20 protein-coding genes are annotated in these 16,360 nt (G+C 40.8%); 16 read left to right on the plus strand and 4 right to left on the minus strand.

Translation table 11 applies throughout. From position 1 onward, the window contains the following. Nucleotides 1-70 precede the first annotated feature (70 nt). The 13 genes from fliO to ACYQ05_RS02540 all read left to right on the plus strand — a co-directional run bounded on the left by fliO (nt 71) and on the right by ACYQ05_RS02540 (nt 12,211). Nucleotides 71-496 carry a flagellar biosynthetic protein FliO gene (fliO, locus tag ACYQ05_RS02480; RefSeq protein WP_459818012.1) on the plus strand — a complete coding sequence of 142 codons (426 nt, stop codon included), beginning with the start codon at nt 71-73 and terminating at the stop codon, nt 494-496. Then, the gene (fliP, locus tag ACYQ05_RS02485; RefSeq protein WP_459818014.1) at nt 493-1,242 is read left to right on the plus strand and encodes a flagellar type III secretion system pore protein FliP; all 750 of its coding nucleotides are present in this window, start codon (nt 493-495) and stop codon (nt 1,240-1,242) included. The genes fliO and fliP overlap by 4 nt, the downstream gene beginning before the upstream one ends. Then, the gene (gene fliQ, locus ACYQ05_RS02490) at nt 1,243-1,512 is read left to right on the plus strand and encodes a flagellar biosynthesis protein FliQ (RefSeq protein WP_459818016.1); all 270 of its coding nucleotides are present in this window, start codon (nt 1,243-1,245) and stop codon (nt 1,510-1,512) included. A 10-nt stretch (nt 1,513-1,522) separates the two neighbouring features. Continuing rightward, nucleotides 1,523-2,293: a flagellar biosynthetic protein FliR gene (fliR, locus tag ACYQ05_RS02495; RefSeq protein WP_459818018.1), complete on the plus strand. Its 771-nt coding sequence runs from the start codon at nt 1,523-1,525 to the stop codon at nt 2,291-2,293. A 20-nt stretch (nt 2,294-2,313) separates the two neighbouring features. Next, nucleotides 2,314-3,441 (plus strand): flagellar biosynthesis protein FlhB, encoded by a 1,128-nt coding sequence (gene flhB / locus ACYQ05_RS02500; RefSeq protein WP_459818020.1) that lies wholly within the window; start codon nt 2,314-2,316, stop codon nt 3,439-3,441. A 9-nt stretch (nt 3,442-3,450) separates the two neighbouring features. Then, nucleotides 3,451-5,565, plus strand: a complete 2,115-nt coding sequence (gene flhA, locus ACYQ05_RS02505) for a flagellar biosynthesis protein FlhA (protein ID WP_459818022.1) — start codon at nt 3,451-3,453, stop codon at nt 5,563-5,565. Continuing rightward, nucleotides 5,562-6,731, plus strand: a complete 1,170-nt coding sequence (flhF, locus tag ACYQ05_RS02510; protein WP_459818024.1) for a flagellar biosynthesis GTPase FlhF — start codon at nt 5,562-5,564, stop codon at nt 6,729-6,731. Before flhA ends, flhF begins: the two co-directional genes overlap by 4 nt. Continuing rightward, nucleotides 6,724-7,632 carry a MinD/ParA family protein gene (locus tag ACYQ05_RS02515; protein ID WP_459818026.1) on the plus strand — a complete coding sequence of 303 codons (909 nt, stop codon included), beginning with the start codon at nt 6,724-6,726 and terminating at the stop codon, nt 7,630-7,632. The genes flhF and ACYQ05_RS02515 overlap by 8 nt, the downstream gene beginning before the upstream one ends. A gap of 15 nt (nt 7,633-7,647) precedes the next feature. Continuing rightward, nucleotides 7,648-8,373, plus strand: coding sequence for an RNA polymerase sigma factor FliA (locus ACYQ05_RS02520; protein ID WP_459818028.1), 726 nt, complete (start codon nt 7,648-7,650; stop codon nt 8,371-8,373). 69 nt (nt 8,374-8,442) lie between these two features. After that, the gene (locus ACYQ05_RS02525) at nt 8,443-8,862 is read left to right on the plus strand and encodes a chemotaxis response regulator CheY (protein WP_459818030.1); all 420 of its coding nucleotides are present in this window, start codon (nt 8,443-8,445) and stop codon (nt 8,860-8,862) included. Nucleotides 8,863-8,941: 79 nt separating this feature from the next. Further along, nucleotides 8,942-9,595, plus strand: coding sequence for a protein phosphatase CheZ (locus tag ACYQ05_RS02530; protein WP_459818032.1), 654 nt, complete (start codon nt 8,942-8,944; stop codon nt 9,593-9,595). 120 nt (nt 9,596-9,715) lie between these two features. Continuing rightward, nucleotides 9,716-11,689, plus strand: coding sequence for a chemotaxis protein CheA (locus ACYQ05_RS02535; RefSeq protein ID WP_459818034.1), 1,974 nt, complete (start codon nt 9,716-9,718; stop codon nt 11,687-11,689). A gap of 36 nt (nt 11,690-11,725) precedes the next feature. Then, entirely contained in the window at nt 11,726-12,211 is a 486-nt protein-coding gene (locus tag ACYQ05_RS02540) for a chemotaxis protein CheW (protein ID WP_459818036.1), read from the plus strand. A gap of 21 nt (nt 12,212-12,232) precedes the next feature. Here ACYQ05_RS02540 and msrA read toward each other — a convergent pair whose 3' ends face one another. From msrA to ACYQ05_RS02555, 3 genes are read right to left on the minus strand one after another with little or no spacing between them, the layout of a single operon-like run. Further along, nucleotides 12,233-12,718 carry a peptide-methionine (S)-S-oxide reductase MsrA gene (msrA, locus tag ACYQ05_RS02545; protein ID WP_459818038.1) on the minus strand — a complete coding sequence of 162 codons (486 nt, stop codon included), beginning with the start codon at nt 12,716-12,718 and terminating at the stop codon, nt 12,233-12,235. 4 nt (nt 12,719-12,722) lie between these two features. Beyond that, nucleotides 12,723-13,100, minus strand: coding sequence for a methionine-R-sulfoxide reductase (locus tag ACYQ05_RS02550; protein WP_459818040.1), 378 nt, complete (start codon nt 13,098-13,100; stop codon nt 12,723-12,725). Then, a complete protein-coding gene (locus ACYQ05_RS02555; protein WP_459818042.1) occupies nt 13,097-13,858 on the minus strand; it encodes a hypothetical protein in 762 nt (253 codons plus the stop codon). Before ACYQ05_RS02555 ends, ACYQ05_RS02550 begins: the two co-directional genes overlap by 4 nt. Nucleotides 13,859-14,013: 155 nt before the next feature. Between ACYQ05_RS02555 and minC the strand changes: the two genes are divergently transcribed. The 3 genes from minC to minE are packed head-to-tail and all read left to right on the plus strand — an operon-like array spanning nt 14,014 to nt 15,842. Beyond that, nucleotides 14,014-14,718, plus strand: coding sequence for a septum site-determining protein MinC (gene minC, locus ACYQ05_RS02560; protein ID WP_459818044.1), 705 nt, complete (start codon nt 14,014-14,016; stop codon nt 14,716-14,718). 38 nt (nt 14,719-14,756) lie between these two features. Next, on the plus strand, nt 14,757-15,572 hold the full coding sequence (gene minD, locus ACYQ05_RS02565; RefSeq protein ID WP_459818046.1) for a septum site-determining protein MinD: 816 nt from the start codon (nt 14,757-14,759) through the stop codon (nt 15,570-15,572). A 3-nt stretch (nt 15,573-15,575) separates the two neighbouring features. Continuing rightward, nucleotides 15,576-15,842 carry a cell division topological specificity factor MinE gene (gene minE, locus ACYQ05_RS02570; protein WP_459818048.1) on the plus strand — a complete coding sequence of 89 codons (267 nt, stop codon included), beginning with the start codon at nt 15,576-15,578 and terminating at the stop codon, nt 15,840-15,842. A 177-nt stretch (nt 15,843-16,019) separates the two neighbouring features. On the opposite strand, the gene ACYQ05_RS02575 is transcribed toward minE, so the two are convergent. Then, a complete protein-coding gene (locus ACYQ05_RS02575; RefSeq protein WP_459818050.1) occupies nt 16,020-16,358 on the minus strand; it encodes a carboxymuconolactone decarboxylase family protein in 339 nt (112 codons plus the stop codon). Between the last annotated feature and the right edge of the window lie 2 nt (nt 16,359-16,360).

The following is a 16,360-nucleotide window of genomic DNA, read 5'->3' on the forward strand; positions in this document are numbered from 1 at the left end:
GTATTCCTTAAGGCGATGGCCAGATCTATTACAGAGAGGGCTATTTATTGGCTTGATGAGCTCGCCATTAATGGTTATGGCTGAAAACTCAGCAGAAGAAACAGCAGAAAAAGTAAAAATTGCCGCTACGGTTCAACCTAGTGATTATTTTTTGCAAATTTTACTGTCGTTGATTTTAATTCTGCTGATTATCTTTTTTGCGGCTTGGCTTCTAAAGCGTTATGCACATGTTAATGGTGCAGCAAATGGTCAATTAAAAGTCTTAGGAGGCATTGCTTTAGGGCAGCGTGAAAAAGTGGTATTATTGCAAATTGGTGAAGAGCAGATTGTTATTGGTGTGACACCTAGTCAAATTACCCACTTATATACTTTAACGGAACCGATAAAAATAGAAGAAGGGGACGTGACTGCTAATCGATTTTCGGCAAAATTACAGGAAGCTTTACAAGCGTCAAAAAGCATGCATGATAAAAAAAGGCCATCATCAAACCCGTGAAAAAACTGTTTCTTTTAATTCTTATCGGTTGTCTGCTTCCATTAGGGGCGTTTGCTGAACCTGGCATTCCGGCTTTTACAGTGCAAACGGATGCACAGGGTAATCAAGATTATACGCTGACCATTCAAATTTTATTGTTAATGACAGGGTTGACGCTTTTGCCAGCCTTGTTAATTGCAACCACCTCTTTTTTACGCATTATTGTGGTGTTGGCACTTTTGCGACAAGCTCTAGGGACTATGCAAACACCTTCGACCCGTGTGTTAATCTCGTTGGCACTGTTTCTGACGCTGTTTATCATGTCACCTATTTTGGATAAGATTTATGATCAAGCCGTAAAACCCTATTTAAACGAACAAATTAAATTTACGCAGGCGGTCGAAATCGCAAGTAAACCAATGCATACTTTTATGCTGCAACAAACAAGGGAAGATGATCTGTCTATGTTTGCAGAGATGGCAGATGTGAAGTTGGATGAACCAGAAACTGTGCCTTTTAAGGTGTTAATTCCCGCTTTTATGACCAGTGAGTTAAAAACGGCCTTTCAAATCGGTTTTATGATTTTCATTCCTTTTTTAATTATTGATTTGGTGATTGCTAGCTTATTGATGTCCATGGGGATGATGATGCTCTCACCCATGATTATCTCCCTGCCTTTCAAACTCATGTTATTTGTTTTAATTGATGGTTGGACATTGATTATGGGGACTTTGGCCAATAGTTTTGTAGTTTCTGGAGGCGTTTAAATGCAACCCGATACAGTACTGACTTTGGGACAGAAAATGTTGGAAGTGGTTATCCTGCTTTCAGCTCCGTTGCTTATTCCTACACTGATCGTTGGATTGTTGATCGGGATGTTTCAAGCGGCTACGCAAATCAATGAGATGACCTTAAGTTTTATTCCTAAGTTGGCAGCAGTGGTTTTGGTGTTAATTTTAGCAGGCCCGTGGATGATGGATACCTTGCTTTCTTTTACCCGAGAACTTTATACCAATATTCCGAATTTGATTGGATAGGAAAAGGGTCGTGACCTTCTCCTACTCTGAATTTTTACAACTGATCAGTCTTTACTTTTACCCTTTTGTTCGCTTGACGGCAATGTTTGCTGTTCTGCCAATTTTTAGTAGTCAAGCAGTCAGTAATCGTTCTAAAATCATTCTCTCTATCTTCATTACCATGGTGATTGCCCCTAATTTAACTCTGCCAGAAGCGGTTTCGCCCTTTACTTGGGCTGGAATTTTATTGATTTTGCAACAAGTGGTGATTGGTTTAGCCATGGGCGTCATTTTTCTGGTGGTTTTTCAAGCATTTGTCTTTGCAGGTCATATGATTGCTTTAGCCATGGGGTTGTCTTTTGCGACAATGGTGGATCCAGCATCGGGTGTGCAATCACCCGTTGTCAGTCAATACTATATAATTTTAGTCTCACTCCTATTTCTGGATATGAACGGTCATTTATTGGTCATTCAATTGTTGAGCCAATCGTTTGAATATTTGCCGGTTTCATTACATGCGCTCTCGATAGAGAGTTTAAAAAGTGTTTATCAATTTGGCAGCTTTATTTTTAGTGCAGGCTTATTAATTGCCTTACCAGCTGTGACCGCACTGTTGTTGGTGAATATTGCATTTGGCGTTATCTCGCGTGCGGCGCCTGCTTTAAATATTTTTGCTGTGGGCTTTCCCATTACTTTAATTGCGGGGCTTGTGTTGCTCTATCTCACAACACCAGTACTGGTGCCCCATTTTCAAGAACTGATGAATCGGGCAGTTGACGTTGTACGTCAGCTTCACTTTTAAACGAGAAAAGTAAGTGAATCATGGCTGAGAACGAAGACGGTTCAGAAAAGACAGAAGACCCCTCCGAGAAAAAACTTCGAGAAGCGAGAGAAAAAGGTCAAATACCGCGGTCTAGAGAGTTGACGACGCTCTTGATGACGCTTTCAGCGGCGCTTTATTTTCTTTTTTTTGGTCAGGGGATGATGGAGGGCTTTATTACCATCATGACCAAAGGGCTCTCTTTTGACCGATCCTATGCTTTTGACCTCCAAAAAATGGCCGGTCTCATTTTTGAGCTTTTTAATGAAGCGTTAATCATGTCATTGCCTTTTCTATTTTTAATGGTCTTGATTGCGATTGTTTCGCCAATGCTGTTAGGGGGTTGGAGTTTTTCTACCTCTACTTGGGTGCCCAAGCTGAGTAAGTTGAATCCGATTTCAGGTTTTAAAAGAATGTTTTCTCTTAAGGCATTGATGGAGCTTTTAAAAGCACTCGCAAAATTTTTATTGGTGACGGCTGTGGCCACCTATTATTTATACAGTGTTTTTGATCAAGTGTTGGCTGTCAGTCAAGAGTCCCTTTACCAAGGGATGCTGCATTCAGCCATTTTAATTATGCAAGCTTTTGTCTTTGTGAGTTTATCCCTGTTAATCGTGGCGATGATTGATGTCCCTTTTCAACTATGGGAGCATACGAAACAGTTAAAAATGACAAAGCAAGAAGTGAAAGAGGAGTTTAAACAGCAAGAAGGGAATCCGGAAGTTAAAGGTCGAATTCGTCAGTTACAACGACAGATGGCTCAGCAGAGAATGATGCAGAAAGTTCCAGAAGCAGATGTTATTGTAACCAACCCGACACATTTTGCAGTGGCATTAAAATATGATCCAGAGCAGATGCAAGAGCCGGTCGTTGTGGCAATGGGTGCGGATTTTATGGCCAGTCAAATTCGAGTCATTGCTCAAGAGCATAATATTCCTGTGGTAGAAGCGCCGCCATTGGCACGTGCTTTATACTATAATGCTGAGATTGATCAACCCATACCTTACGAACTGTTTAAAGCGGTAGCAGCAATTTTAGCTTATGTTTTTCAGTTGCGTCAGGGACAAAAGGTGGCAGAAGTTGATTTTAATAATCTGCCGATTCCTGAAGCGCTTCAAGTAGAACAATAATAGATATTTATGGATGTTAAGCAAATCGTTCAACAAGTTAAGAACTTTGTAGCCAGTGGGTTAGGGATCCCCATTGCGATTTTAGCTTTGTTGGCGATGATGGTAATTCCGCTGCCACCATTTTTATTGGATGTCTTTTTTACCTTTAATATTGCGCTTTCCTTAGTTGTTTTAATGGTCACGCTTTATGCCAAGCGTCCGTTAGATTTTGCAGTGTTCCCGACCATTATCTTGGTGGCAACGCTTTTTCGTTTGGCATTAAATATCGCTTCAACGCGAGTGATTTTATTAGAAGGACATAATGGGCCCCAAGCAGCTGGACATGTGATCGAAGCCTTCGGGGAATTTGTAATTGGTGGTAACTATGCTGTGGGGTTAGTGGTTTTTGCGATCTTGGTGGTGATTAACTTTGTGGTGATTACCAAAGGCGCAGGTCGCGTAGCAGAGGTCAGTGCACGATTTACCTTGGACTCGATGCCCGGAAAACAGATGGCAATTGATGCTGACCTGAATGCGGGTCTAATTACGCAAGAAGAAGCGCAAAAACGGCGAGAAGAGATAGCAGCAGAAGCCAGCTTTTATGGTTCAATGGATGGTGCCAGTAAATTTGTAAGAGGAGATGCCATTGCAGGCATTGTCATTCTGTTTATTAATATTATTGGTGGTTTTGCCATTGGTATGGGACAGCATGGGATGTCTTTTTCAGATGCAGTCAAAGTTTATACCTTACTCACTTTAGGGGATGGTTTGGTTGCACAAATCCCAGCCCTGTTACTCTCAACCGCTACAGCAATTATTGTTACGCGCGTTGCGGGGGATAAAGGTGAGATTAATGAACAATTGATGAAGCAAATGTTTGGCAGCCCTCGAGCTTTAGGGGTGACCGCTGGGATTGTTGCCATTTTTGGTTTAATTCCGGGAATGCCAAACTTAGCTTTCTTGACCTTTGCGGCCGTAGCTGGCTTGGGTGCTTGGTTGATTTCCAAAAAACAAAAAGAAGCGGAACAAATTGAAGCTGAAGAGGGGTTAGAGTCTACGGAAGCAGAAGAAGAGACTGCAACCGAATTAAGCTGGGAAGATGTGCAAAATGTTGATACATTAGGATTAGAGGTGGGATATCGCTTGATTCCAATGGTTGATCCAGCTCAGAATGGACAGCTTTTAGATAGAGTTAAAGGTTTACGCCGTAAGCTCTCTCAAGAATTAGGGTTTTTAATCCCATCTGTGCATATTCGAGATAACTTAGACCTGGGTCCGAATCAATACCGGATTATGCTGCATGGGGTGGTCGCTGGTGAAGGCGAAGTTTATCCGGATAAAGAATTGGCCATAAATCCTGGGCAAGTCTTTGGAGAGATACAGGGGATTCAAACCAAGGATCCCACTTTTGGTTTGGATGCTGTTTGGATTGATCCGAGTGATCGTGAACAAGCTCAAGCTTTAGGCTATACTGTGGTTGATGCCAGCACGGTTGTCGCTACCCATTTAAGTCAGGTCATTAAAGACTATGCTTATGAATTGTTGGGCTATGATGAAGTGCAGAAATTATTGGATAAGGTGAAACAGAATTATCCTAAACTGGTGGAAGACCTGATACCCGATAAATTGCCACTTTCGACGCTGGTGCAAATTTTGCAAAATTTAATTATGGAAAATGTCCCTATTCGAGATATGCGAACGATTTTAGAAGTGCTCACTGAAAAAGCGGCAATGACTCAGGATCCTTATGTACTGACACAATATGTTCGTGAAGGATTAGGTCGAGCGATTGTTCAAGAGATTGCAGGATCTGAAGATGAGTTGCAAGTCATTACTTTAGATCCTGGGTTGGAACAGTTATTGCTTCAAGCGACTCAAGGCGTACCTGAGGGACAAATTGCGATAGATCCCGGCTTGGCGGAAAGATTGCACAGTGCGCTCAGAGATGAGGTACAAAAGATTGAAAATGAAGGGCATCCGGCGATATTATTGGTTGCCCCTCAAATTCGCGCGCAGCTAGCTAGATTATTTAAGCATAGTTTGCCCACATTGCATGTATTGGCATATTCTGAAATTCCAGAAAATCGTCGAATTAAAGTGGTGGCAAATGTGGGGCAGAATGCTGCACAAGGGGAAAATGAATGAAGCTTAAGCGTTATGTCGCACCGACTTCGCGAGAAGCTATGGCGCTTATTAGGGAAGAGTTAGGTCCAGAAGCTGTCATTATGTCCACCCGAAATACGGATGAAGGCATTGAAGTGGTGGCGGCGATTGATCCTGAAGTGCTTGAAGAGAAGGCGCGTTTAGCGAAAGAGAAAGCGCGTGGTTCAAGAACGCATTATGTTTCGAATGAAATAGAGCCTGCCAGTACCCAGCAATCTCAATTAGAGATTTCTAAAATGGCTCAAGAGCTGCAAGCTGTGCGCAATATGTTAGAAAATCAGCTTTCGGGGTTGGCATGGAATCACTCTGAGGCGATGGAACCGCATAAGGTAGATCTAATTAAACGTTTGATGCGTTTGGGGATTGGTTGGGAACTGTCACAAGATTTAGTCAATAGCGTAGATATCTCTTTTGAGCGTGCATGGGGATTAATTCTGCAAGAAATTGAGGCCAGGGTACCTGTCCATCAAGAAGATATTATTGAAAAAGGTGGAATTGTGGCCTTAGTAGGCCCAACAGGGGTGGGTAAAACAACCACTATTGCCAAGATGGCCAGTCGTTTTGTCATGCGTAATGCCCCAAATGCTCTTGCTTTGGTGACGACAGATTGCTATAAAATTGGCGCTCAGGCACAACTTAAAACCTTTGCGGATTTAATTGGCGTACCAGTGTATGTGGCCAGTACGCAAGCTGAGCTTTATAATTTATTAGCCTCATTGGCACACAAAAAATTAATTTTGATTGACACGGCGGGCATGAGCCAAAGAGATATAAAACTCTCACAACAGCTAACGGCACATCAAGAAGCCTTTGATAGAGTTCATAATTACTTAGTAATGTCAGCAGCTACTCAACTGCATGTCATGCAAGATATCGTGCAAGCCTTTGATCAGATTGGATTAGAAGGGTGTGTCATGACGAAAATGGATGAGGCGTTGCAATTAGGGAATATTTTAACAGTCCTTATTGAAAATAAACTGCCACTCTCCTACATCTCAAATGGGCAAAAAGTGCCGGAAGATTTAGAAAGAGCAGATGTTAGGACATTGATTGATAGAGCGATTGTTTTGAGTCAGCAGAATCAACATTATCGTTCTTATAATGAAGCATTAAGATTGGGAATGGGAAAGGAAGTGAGTGATGGTTAAAGATCAGGCTGCAGGCCTAAGAGCCATGCAAGCTCAAACAAGACAAACTGCAGAAATTTCACATGATGCGGATCGACAAAGAACAGAAGGTCGAAAACCAGTCAAGGTGATTACGGTTGCCAGTGGAAAAGGGGGCGTCGGTAAAACCAATATTTCGGTTAACCTGGGTGTGAGTCTCAGTAAGTTAGGTCATCGTGTCCTATTGATGGATGCGGATATGGGGCTGGCTAATGTCGATATTATGTTAGGTTTACAAACTCGATATAATCTTTCTCATGTTTTAGATGGTGAAAAGAGTTTAAAAGAGGTCATGATAGAAGGACCAGCAGGGTTAAAAGTGATTCCTGCGGCCTCAGGCGTGAAAAGAATGGCACAACTCTCTCCCATGGAGAATGCTGGCATTATTAATGCTTTCTCAGAATTAAGTGATGATCTAGATATTTTGATTGTGGATGCAGCTGCCGGTATTGCAGATAGCGTTGTCAGTTTCTGTCGAGCTGCACAAGAAGTGGTTGTAGTGGTTACAGATGAGCCGGCTTCTATTACCGATGCCTATGCATTGATAAAGGTTTTAAGTAAAGATTTTGGATTGACCCGTTTTAGATTATTGGCTAATATGACACGAACTTCCAAACATGGTGAAATGCTTTATCAAAAGTTAGCAAAGGTGTGTGATCAATTTTTAGATGTCGCCATCGACTATTTGGGAAGTGTTCCTTTTGATCATGATCTTCGTGCAGCTGTGCAGAAGCAAACACCGGTAACCATTGCCAGTCCGAATAGTGATGCGGCAAAAGCTTTTCGTCAAATTGCCCGGAAAGTTGAATCCTGGCCTGTGCAAAAGGGGCCTACAGGATATTTACAATTTTTTGTTGAGCAGCTTTTTCAACAAAATACATAAGGGTTGAAACAACGAATGACAGGGACACAGGCATACGCAAATATTGCGAAGAGTACTCAAACAGAAGAAATAAAAATCGAGGACTACTTGCCATTAGTCAAGCGCATTGCGTATCACTTGAAAGGGCGTTTACCAGCCAGTGTTTTTGTTGAAGATCTCATTCAAGCTGGAACAATAGGGTTAATTGAGGCAGCCGCCAAATATAATGCCGCTCAGGGAGCCAGCTTTGAAACTTTTGCGGGAATTCGTATTCGTGGGGCGATGCTGGATGAAATTCGTAAGGGAGATTGGACACCTCGTTCAGTCTATCGAAAGGGACGAGAAGTCGCTGAAGCGATTAATCGGGTTGAGTCAAGACTTGGTAGAGAAGCGAGAGATGAAGAGGTCGCTAATGAAATGGGTGTGAGTCTAGAAGAGTATTATCATATCTTGCAAGACACAAATTCCACACAACTGTTGTCTATAGATGAACCTGATCATGACGAGCTTTCAGAAGATCGAATGTTGGCACAAACGAAAACACCTGTGGCGGAATTAGCTGAGGAGCGTTTTCAGCAGCAGTTAAGTCAAGAAATTGGCAATTTGCCAGAAAAGGAAAAACTTGTGATGGCGCTCTACTATGATGAGGAATTAAACCTCAAAGAAATTGGTGAAGTGCTTGGAGTCAGTGAATCTCGAGTCAGCCAAATTCATAGTCAAGCGATTAAACGGTTGAGATCTCGTTTATCAGAGTGGATATAGTCTTGAATTTTTTGATTTGAGAAATATATCATGGTACATAATTAAAACTACAAAAAATAGGGAATGCTGATGAATCTTGATAGAGACATTAATATTTTAATTGTAGACGACTTTTCTACAATGCGTCGTATCGTAAAGAATTTACTTAAAGAGCTTGGTTTCAGTAAGTTTGATGAAGCGGATGATGGTGCAACCGCATGGCCCATGATTCAAACCGGTAAATATGACTTTATCGTCAGTGACTGGAATATGCCTAAAATGACAGGTATCGACTTATTGCGTCATGTGAGGGCGGATCCTAAATTAAAAGATACGCCTTTTTTGCTGATTACTGCGGAGGCAAAACGTAGTCAAATTTTAGAGGCAGCACAAGCAGGCGTTGATGGTTATATTGTGAAGCCTTTTACTGCTGCAACGTTAAATGAAAAAATTCAAAAGATTTTTCAGCGGCAGGCGGAAAAGAAAAAAGCACAAGCATCAGCTCAATAAAAATCAAATGAATCATCGATATTAACTAAGCCCTAGCTTTTTACAAATAAAAGCAGGGCTTTTTTATTAGGAGAGAAAAATGCTAAGTGAAAATATAGAGTTAGAAACTGTAGAAGCATTAAAACAAGCCATCATCGAGCAAAATTTTCAAAAAGGTGATGAACTTTTGCATCAGCTGTTTGCTCAATCAGAAAGGGAGATTGTGGAGGGCATGGAGGATTTGGCAAACCAGATTCAAAACACCTTAATCTCATTTGCTGAAGAAACCGATTTACTGACTCAGGCGAAACATGATTTGCCCGATGCCACTGAAAGATTGAATTATGTCATCGAAGAAACTGAAAAAGCCAGTCATTCTACATTGGAAGCCGCAGAGAAAATCTATGAGACTTTAGAACAAGCTTTGAATGAAGCTGAACAAGAGTCAGTAAAAAATCAAATTCAAGAAGCGATGAGTTTAATTAATACAATAATACTTGCTCAAGGCTTTCAAGATTTAACGGGTCAGGTTTTGAAAAAAGTGATTCACTTAGTCACAGAGCTGGAACGAAATTTAAAAACATTAATTGAAAAGTCTGGCATTGATTATGATTTTATTTCGAATAAAACAGAAGCGGAAAAGCAAGCGGAACGTGAAAAAGGAATGGGCCCCAATGTCACACAAAAATCCAAACAAGATGCTGTTTCCGATCAAGGCGATGTCGATGACTTATTGGCAAATTTAGGGATTTGAAAGGAAAAAAGTGCCAGTTGCTCAGCAATAGACAAACAACCCTCTTTTTTATGGCATGAAGCTTGCTTTGACTTAAGCATTGAGAAAGTCAGAAAAACTAGACCTGGAAGGAGCCTTGCAGTGGATGAAGAAATTTTACAGGACTTTTTAGTCGAAGCAATGGAGCTGGTTGAGCAGCTTAATGAAATGCTGGTTGATTTAGAAAAGACACCAGATGATACAGAGCTGTTAAATGCGGTGTTTCGCGCTTTTCACACCATTAAAGGCGGTGCAGGATTTTTAGGGGTTAAGCCATTAATAGAAGTCTGTCACCGTGCTGAAAATGTATTTGATAAGATTCGAAATGGTGATTTGGCTTATGATAATAATGTTGCTGATGCCATTCTTAGAGCTTTTGATGTGATTTCAGAGTACATTCAAGCTTTGAATGAGGGGGAGCGTGAGCTATCTGATGTAGATCCAGAACTGTTACAGGAATTAGACGCCTATAGTAAAGGGCAGGTTCCGGAAGCATCTCAAGAAGATACAAAAGTAGAAACTGACGCTTCTGTTGTCGATGTTCAGTTGGAATTACCGGAAGGCGTAGATCCAGAGGGCGAAATTAGTGATGATGAATTTGAAGCCTTACTGGCTCAACGGGAAGAAAAAATTTCAAGTCATGTTGAGAGTACGCCTACAACGCCAGAAGTGAAACTTGAATTACCTGAAGGGGTGGACCCAGACGGTGAAATTAGTGATGAAGAATTTGAACAATTACTACAACAGAGAGATAGCTTGATTTCAGGGGAACCCACTAACCCCCCTGAGAAATCAGAAAATACACCGATAGAAAATGTTAAGCCGACTGCAGTCAATCCAAAAAAAGAGAGTCCGCAAATGAAGTCGGAAGAGAAAAAAGATCATAAACCTTCTCCTGCAAAATCCTCTAATACCACTGAATCAACGGTTCGAGTGGATACTCGTCGACTAGATGAGATTATGAATTTAGTGGGTGAATTGGTGTTAGTGAGAAACCGCTTATTAACACTTAAAGACAGTCATGATTCTGGGGATGACTTGGCTACAGCAGTTGCCAATTTAGACCATGTGACCACAGATTTACAAAACTCGGTGATGAAAACCCGTATGCAACCGGTGAAAAAGGTCTTTGGCCGTTTTCCTCGAGTGGTTCGTGATTTGGCAAGAAAACTCAATAAAGAGATTGAGCTTGAGTTGAGAGGAGAAGAGACAGATTTAGATAAAAATTTGGTAGAAGCCCTTGCGGATCCGTTAGTGCATTTGATCCGAAATTCTGTTGATCATGGAATTGAATTGCCCGAGGAAAGGGAGAAGAAAGGTAAACCTCGCGTTGGTAAGATTATTCTAGAAGCTAAGCAGGAAGGGGATCATATTTTACTTTCTATCACGGACGATGGACGTGGGATGGATCCTGATGCATTGAGAAGAAAAGCTGTTGAAAAAGGATTGATGGATGAGGTCACCGCCAATCAATTGACTGACAAAGAAGCTTTTGAATTGATTATGGCCGCAGGTTTTTCTACAGCTGAAACCATTAGTGATATTTCCGGTCGTGGCGTCGGCATGGATGTGGTGAAAAACATGATTTCAAAGCTCAATGGGAGCATTGAAATTAATTCTGTGTTAGATGAAGGGACCCAAATTATTATTCGTGTTCCGCTCACTTTAGCTATTTTACCGACGCTTATGGTCAGTTTTGGTATAGAAAGTTATGCCATTCCTTTAACCAGTGTTCAAGAAATTTTTGATTATGACGAAGAACAAACCAATCGCATTGATGGACAAATGATGGTTCGGCTTCGTGAAAAAAGCATCCCCTTATTTTTCTTAACAGAGTGGTTATCGCCAGAGAATGAAAAGCATGACTATTCCGATAATAAGGTGGTGATTGTTTTAGTGGGTAATCAACGTGTAGGACTGGTGGTGGATCAAGTAGATGGTCAAGAAGAAGTTGTGATTAAGCCACTGGGAATGATGTTAAAGCATATTGAAGGTTATGCAGGCGCAACCATTACCGGTAATGGTAATATTGCGTTGATTTTGGATTTACCAGGCGTAATTCAACGTTTTCAATAGGAAGGGAAGATAGTGGAATTTACAAATCAAACAACAATGTTAGAGCAACCAAACTCTATGCCTGATCTGGATGATGAAGTTATTGGACCAACCATGCGTTGTGTTTTATTCCAGCTGGATTCTGAAATTTATGGGGTAGATGTTAAGCGCATTAAAGAGGTTCTAAGAGTTTCAACAATTCGACCTGTACCAGGGACAGAAGCGCAAGTTTTGGGTGTCATTAATGTTCGTGGGGTGATCGTCACCATTTTAGATTTGCGTCGATTTTTTGGGATTCAACCTAAAGAACATGATGATCTTTCACGGATCATTATTTTTGAACTGTCTGAAGATCAAATGGTGGGGGTCTTAGTTGATTCCGTAATGGAAGTCAAAGATATTCCTGAAGATAAGTTCGATACCATTACAACTGGAAAAGAATCAAAACGAGTAGATAATCGCCATATTCAAGCGATTGCGCATTACAATAATAATGTAGTCATTTTGATCGATATTGATTCCATGTTTGGTGAAATTGAATAACACAGAACAATTACATTAGATTTATTTAAAAATGGGACGTCTTTGATGACAATAAGGGCGTTTTCCTGTTTTTTGGTAATAATTTTGATGGTAGGCTTCGGCAGGGTAAAAGATGTGTTGCCTAGCATCAATCAATTGAGTTGCAGGTTGATAGCCTAAATTTTGTAATATGTTGATCAATTTTAACAAAATCTGTTTCTCTGCATCATTTTGATAAAATGCAGCAGACAGATATTGAGGGCCTAAGTCGGGCCCTTGACCATTCGTTTGTTCAAAGTCGTGAATTTCAAAAAATAGTTTTGCCAGTCTTGTAAAGTCGACTTGGTTAGGGTCATACAAAACTTCAACTGTTTCTAAATGTCCCGTATTCTTTTGACAGACCTGTTCATAAGTCGGGTGGGCAATTTGCCCTCCCATGTAACCGCTGGTAGCTTTAATCACACCGGGACACTGTTGATAGAGATATTCAACTCCCCAGAAGCAGCCCCCTGCGAAATAAGCTTTCATCAGGTTAGTCATTATTAGGCTCAGGTTTAAAAATAAGAGACAGTGAATTCACGCAATGGCGTGTATTTTTGGGTGTGAACCCTTCACCATAAAATACATGGCCTAAATGCGCCTGACAATTGGCACAAATGATCTCAGTGCGTCTTCCATCAGGGTCAGCGCGAGTTTGAACCTTATTCTCTATGCTTTCATCAAAACTTGGCCACCCACAGCCGCTGTGAAATTTAGCCGATGCGTTATAAAGTGGTGCATCACATCGCTTACAGTGATAAATTCCAGGTTGGAATAAATCTGTATATTCTCCTGAAAAAGGGGGCTCTGTCCCCCTAAGTTCAATAATATGACGCTCTTCATCGGTTAAAGAGCGGAATTGATCTTTCATCGGCTGCCTTCTTTTAAAATTTCTTCATTAATGACATCCATCACGCGCATTTCACAGCCTAGTGGAAAGGCTTCTCCTGCGATTTCGGTATTGATTTCTAACTCTTTGACAGAAGCAGGCGGATAGGGCTCTGAAGCCATTTCTTGTTCGGTATCGGTTAGTGTATATTTACCGGTCGCAAAATATTCTGATAGTTGCGCTTGGAAAACACCAAAAGCTTCAGAGTCGATATCTCCATAATAAGCTTTAATGATGATTTCATCTTCATTTAGGATTTCTTGTAAAGAGAAGGTACCGAAGATGAGCTTATTGGCATCAAACTCTTCTCCCTCTTCTAAATCAATTTCAAGATCGAACCAATCCCCTTGCTCTTTTTGCACAACCGCTAAGCTGGCCAACTGTTGTTGTGAGGCTTCTTCTTCTGAATGAATGATCCCTCGACGCACTGCATCGGCAGCAGAGGGTTTGATGGTTAAGATATTAAAAGTGCGAATTTCTTCAGCTAAAAATAATGTCTCTTCATCTTCATTATCTTCCTCATCTTCAGAAACCATTTCTATGTCTAAATCTAATGCATTGGCTGTATAGTAATGAAAAATGTGGTCAATGGTGGTGAGATCGTACTCTTGGTTTTCGGTGATAATGGATTCACACGGGATATAATCATCGGCAAGTACGGCTTCTTTTTGCTCTGGTGTAAGATAGCCCGCAAAGTATTCTCCCCCTGTCCCTGAAATATGTAGTTCAACGCGTTTCATAGATGTCTCCTAATTAAGATGTTGGAATAATGTATAGTATAAAACAGAATAAGGCCTTTTAACGAGCGATATGCGAATTCTGGCTTCATAGTTTAATTGACACCCTTTCTCTACTAGAGTAGCATTTACTCAATTTTTAGGCTTCTAAGTTTTATATGGATAAAGTAATTGATTTAAAGGGCTCGATTCTCTCTTTAACGGTTCTACAGTTATTAAATGAGGATATTGCAGTCACAAAAGCAGCCATTGTCAAAAAAGTTGAAAAGGCGCCTGCTTTTTTTACAGGTATTCCTATAGTGATTGAACCGAAGGTAAAGATTGAAGATGCGACTTATTTGGCGCTATTGGTGGAACAGTTGCATCAACTGCAGATGATTCCCATTGGCATTCGGACGGATGATCCTCAGATACAAGAACAGGCTGAATATGCTGGATTAGCACTGTTTCCTAAAGAAGAAAAACGAAAAAAAGAGAAAAAGAAAAAAGCAGTTGCCACTGAAAATACGCAACCCGAGTCTCCAGGATTAAAAACCGCGCACCTTGTAAAAGGGACGGTGCGTTCTGGTCAGCAAGTCTATGCAAAAGATCGTGATTTGATTGTCATGGGCGATATCAACCCAGGTGCCGAGGTTGTGGCTGATGGACATGTTCATATATTGGGCAAGGTTCGAGGCAAGGTTTTTGCAGGTGCCAGCGGGGAAACTTCTGCTCAAATTTTTGCGGATGCATTAGAGCCAGAGTTGATTTGTATTGCGGGAATGTATCAACTTGATGAAGATATTGATGATAAATATAAAGGATGTCGAGTCGCTGTTATGCTTGATGGCGAACAACTCGCTTTTACGCCTTTAAATTCATAATATTTAAAGATAGCAGCCAGTAACAGTAAGGAGAAAAAATGTCTAAAGTGATTGTGGTGACCTCAGGAAAAGGTGGTGTGGGAAAAACCACCACCAGTGCCAGTTTTGCAACTGGTTTGGCACAAAAAGGATACAAGGTCGCAGTGATTGATTTTGATGTGGGTTTGCGTAATTTAGATTTAATTTTAGGCGTTGAACGCCGTGTGGTTTATGACTTTGTTAATGTGGTTCAAGGTGAAGCTTCTATAAAACAAGCTTTGATTCGGGATAAGCGTGTCAATAATCTCTATATTTTAGCGGCTTCTCAGACGCGTGATAAAGATGCGCTAACAAAAGAAGGTGTAGGTCAGGTCATTGAAGACCTAAAATCAGATGGTTTTGATTTTATCATCTGCGATTCTCCTGCAGGGATTGAAAAAGGCGCGCAATTGGCCCTTTATTATGCAGATGAAGCTTTAATTGTCACCAATCCAGAAGTTTCATCTGTGCGTGACTCTGACCGTATTTTAGGGATTTTACAAGCCAAGTCTAAACGAGCTGAAGAAGGGGCAGAACCCATAGTTGAACATTTAATTTTGACACGTTATAACCCCGAACGGGTTGAAACAGGTGAGATGATGTCTGCGGAAGACATCGTAGAAGATGTTTTGAAAATTCCATTATTAGGTGTTGTGCCAGAATCTGAAGAAGTTTTGAATGCGTCCAATGCCGGTACTCCAGTGATTCTTTTGGAAAATACCGATGCAGCTGAGGCCTATAAAGACATTATTGATCGTTTTTTAGGAGAAGAGAAGCCACATCGCTTTTTACAGGTGGAAAAGAAAGGGTTACTTCAAAAACTATTTGGGAAATAAGCCATGGCATTATTAGATTATTTTTTAGGACAGCGCAAGAAGAAAAGTGCAACCGTGGCGAAAGAGCGGTTGCAAATTTTATTAGCGCATGAACGCTCAGAACGCAAAGCCCCAACTTATCTGCCTCAAATGCGTGAAGAGATTTTACAAGTGATCGCAAAATATGTAGAAATTGATTCGGAAAATCTACAAATTTCCATTGATGAAGCCAATGGCGTAGAAGTTTTGGAGTTGAATTTGGTTTTGCCGGACAATCAAAAAGCGGGATGATATGGATTGGTCGAAAGAAGAATGCGCCATTTTGAATCGCGTGGTAGACAAACCTGAGAAATCTCGTTTTGGAATGTACATGGATTTGAGCTATTTTTCGATGAGCGTTTACACTCTTTTATCAATAGATTTAAAAGGTAGGTAAACGCACATCTATATGGGTGGAATACCGGTTTATTATTGCGTTAAGTTGGCAATCGCATGTTTAACTTGTATGATATACATCAATGCTGGCCCGCCATGCATTAACACAGCCTGCATTGCGGCTTCTAAAACCTCTTGTTCAGTGGCGCCAGCATCTATTGCATTTTTGACGTGTAAGGTTATGCACCATTCGCATTGAGCTGAAACAGCTAAAGCCACATTGATCAATGCCTTATCTTTAGTCTGAATTGCCCCCGCTTTTTCTGTTTGCTGAGCAAAGTGCATAAAAGCATTTATTTCATCAGGGAGTTCTTTTTTTAAATTTGTTATTAATTCATTGATTTCTAAAAGTTTTTGCTGACTTTCATTCATGA

Source organism: Galenea microaerophila, from assembly GCF_054657255.1.

Bases quoted from the DNA above. Each gene is read 5' to 3' on its own strand.
- fliO (WP_459818012.1), top strand. From the start codon at position 71: ATGGTTATGGCTGAAAACTCAGCAGAAGAAACAGCAGAAAAAGTAAAA.
- fliQ (WP_459818016.1), top strand. From the start codon at position 1,243: ATGCAACCCGATACAGTACTGACTTTGGGACAGAAAATGTTGGAAGTG.
- flhB (WP_459818020.1), top strand. From the start codon at position 2,314: ATGGCTGAGAACGAAGACGGTTCAGAAAAGACAGAAGACCCCTCCGAG.
- flhA (WP_459818022.1), top strand. From the start codon at position 3,451: ATGGATGTTAAGCAAATCGTTCAACAAGTTAAGAACTTTGTAGCCAGT.
- flhF (WP_459818024.1), top strand. From the start codon at position 5,562: ATGAAGCTTAAGCGTTATGTCGCACCGACTTCGCGAGAAGCTATGGCG.
- ACYQ05_RS02515 (WP_459818026.1), top strand. From the start codon at position 6,724: ATGGTTAAAGATCAGGCTGCAGGCCTAAGAGCCATGCAAGCTCAAACA.
- ACYQ05_RS02520 (WP_459818028.1), top strand. From the start codon at position 7,648: ATGACAGGGACACAGGCATACGCAAATATTGCGAAGAGTACTCAAACA.
- ACYQ05_RS02525 (WP_459818030.1), top strand. From the start codon at position 8,443: ATGAATCTTGATAGAGACATTAATATTTTAATTGTAGACGACTTTTCT.
- ACYQ05_RS02530 (WP_459818032.1), top strand. From the start codon at position 8,942: ATGCTAAGTGAAAATATAGAGTTAGAAACTGTAGAAGCATTAAAACAA.
- ACYQ05_RS02540 (WP_459818036.1), top strand. From the start codon at position 11,726: ATGTTAGAGCAACCAAACTCTATGCCTGATCTGGATGATGAAGTTATT.
- msrA (WP_459818038.1), bottom strand. From the start codon at position 12,718: ATGAAAGCTTATTTCGCAGGGGGCTGCTTCTGGGGAGTTGAATATCTC.
- ACYQ05_RS02550 (WP_459818040.1), bottom strand. From the start codon at position 13,100: ATGAAAGATCAATTCCGCTCTTTAACCGATGAAGAGCGTCATATTATT.
- ACYQ05_RS02555 (WP_459818042.1), bottom strand. From the start codon at position 13,858: ATGAAACGCGTTGAACTACATATTTCAGGGACAGGGGGAGAATACTTT.
- minC (WP_459818044.1), top strand. From the start codon at position 14,014: ATGGATAAAGTAATTGATTTAAAGGGCTCGATTCTCTCTTTAACGGTT.
- minD (WP_459818046.1), top strand. From the start codon at position 14,757: ATGTCTAAAGTGATTGTGGTGACCTCAGGAAAAGGTGGTGTGGGAAAA.
- minE (WP_459818048.1), top strand. From the start codon at position 15,576: ATGGCATTATTAGATTATTTTTTAGGACAGCGCAAGAAGAAAAGTGCA.
- ACYQ05_RS02575 (WP_459818050.1), bottom strand. From the start codon at position 16,358: ATGAATGAAAGTCAGCAAAAACTTTTAGAAATCAATGAATTAATAACA.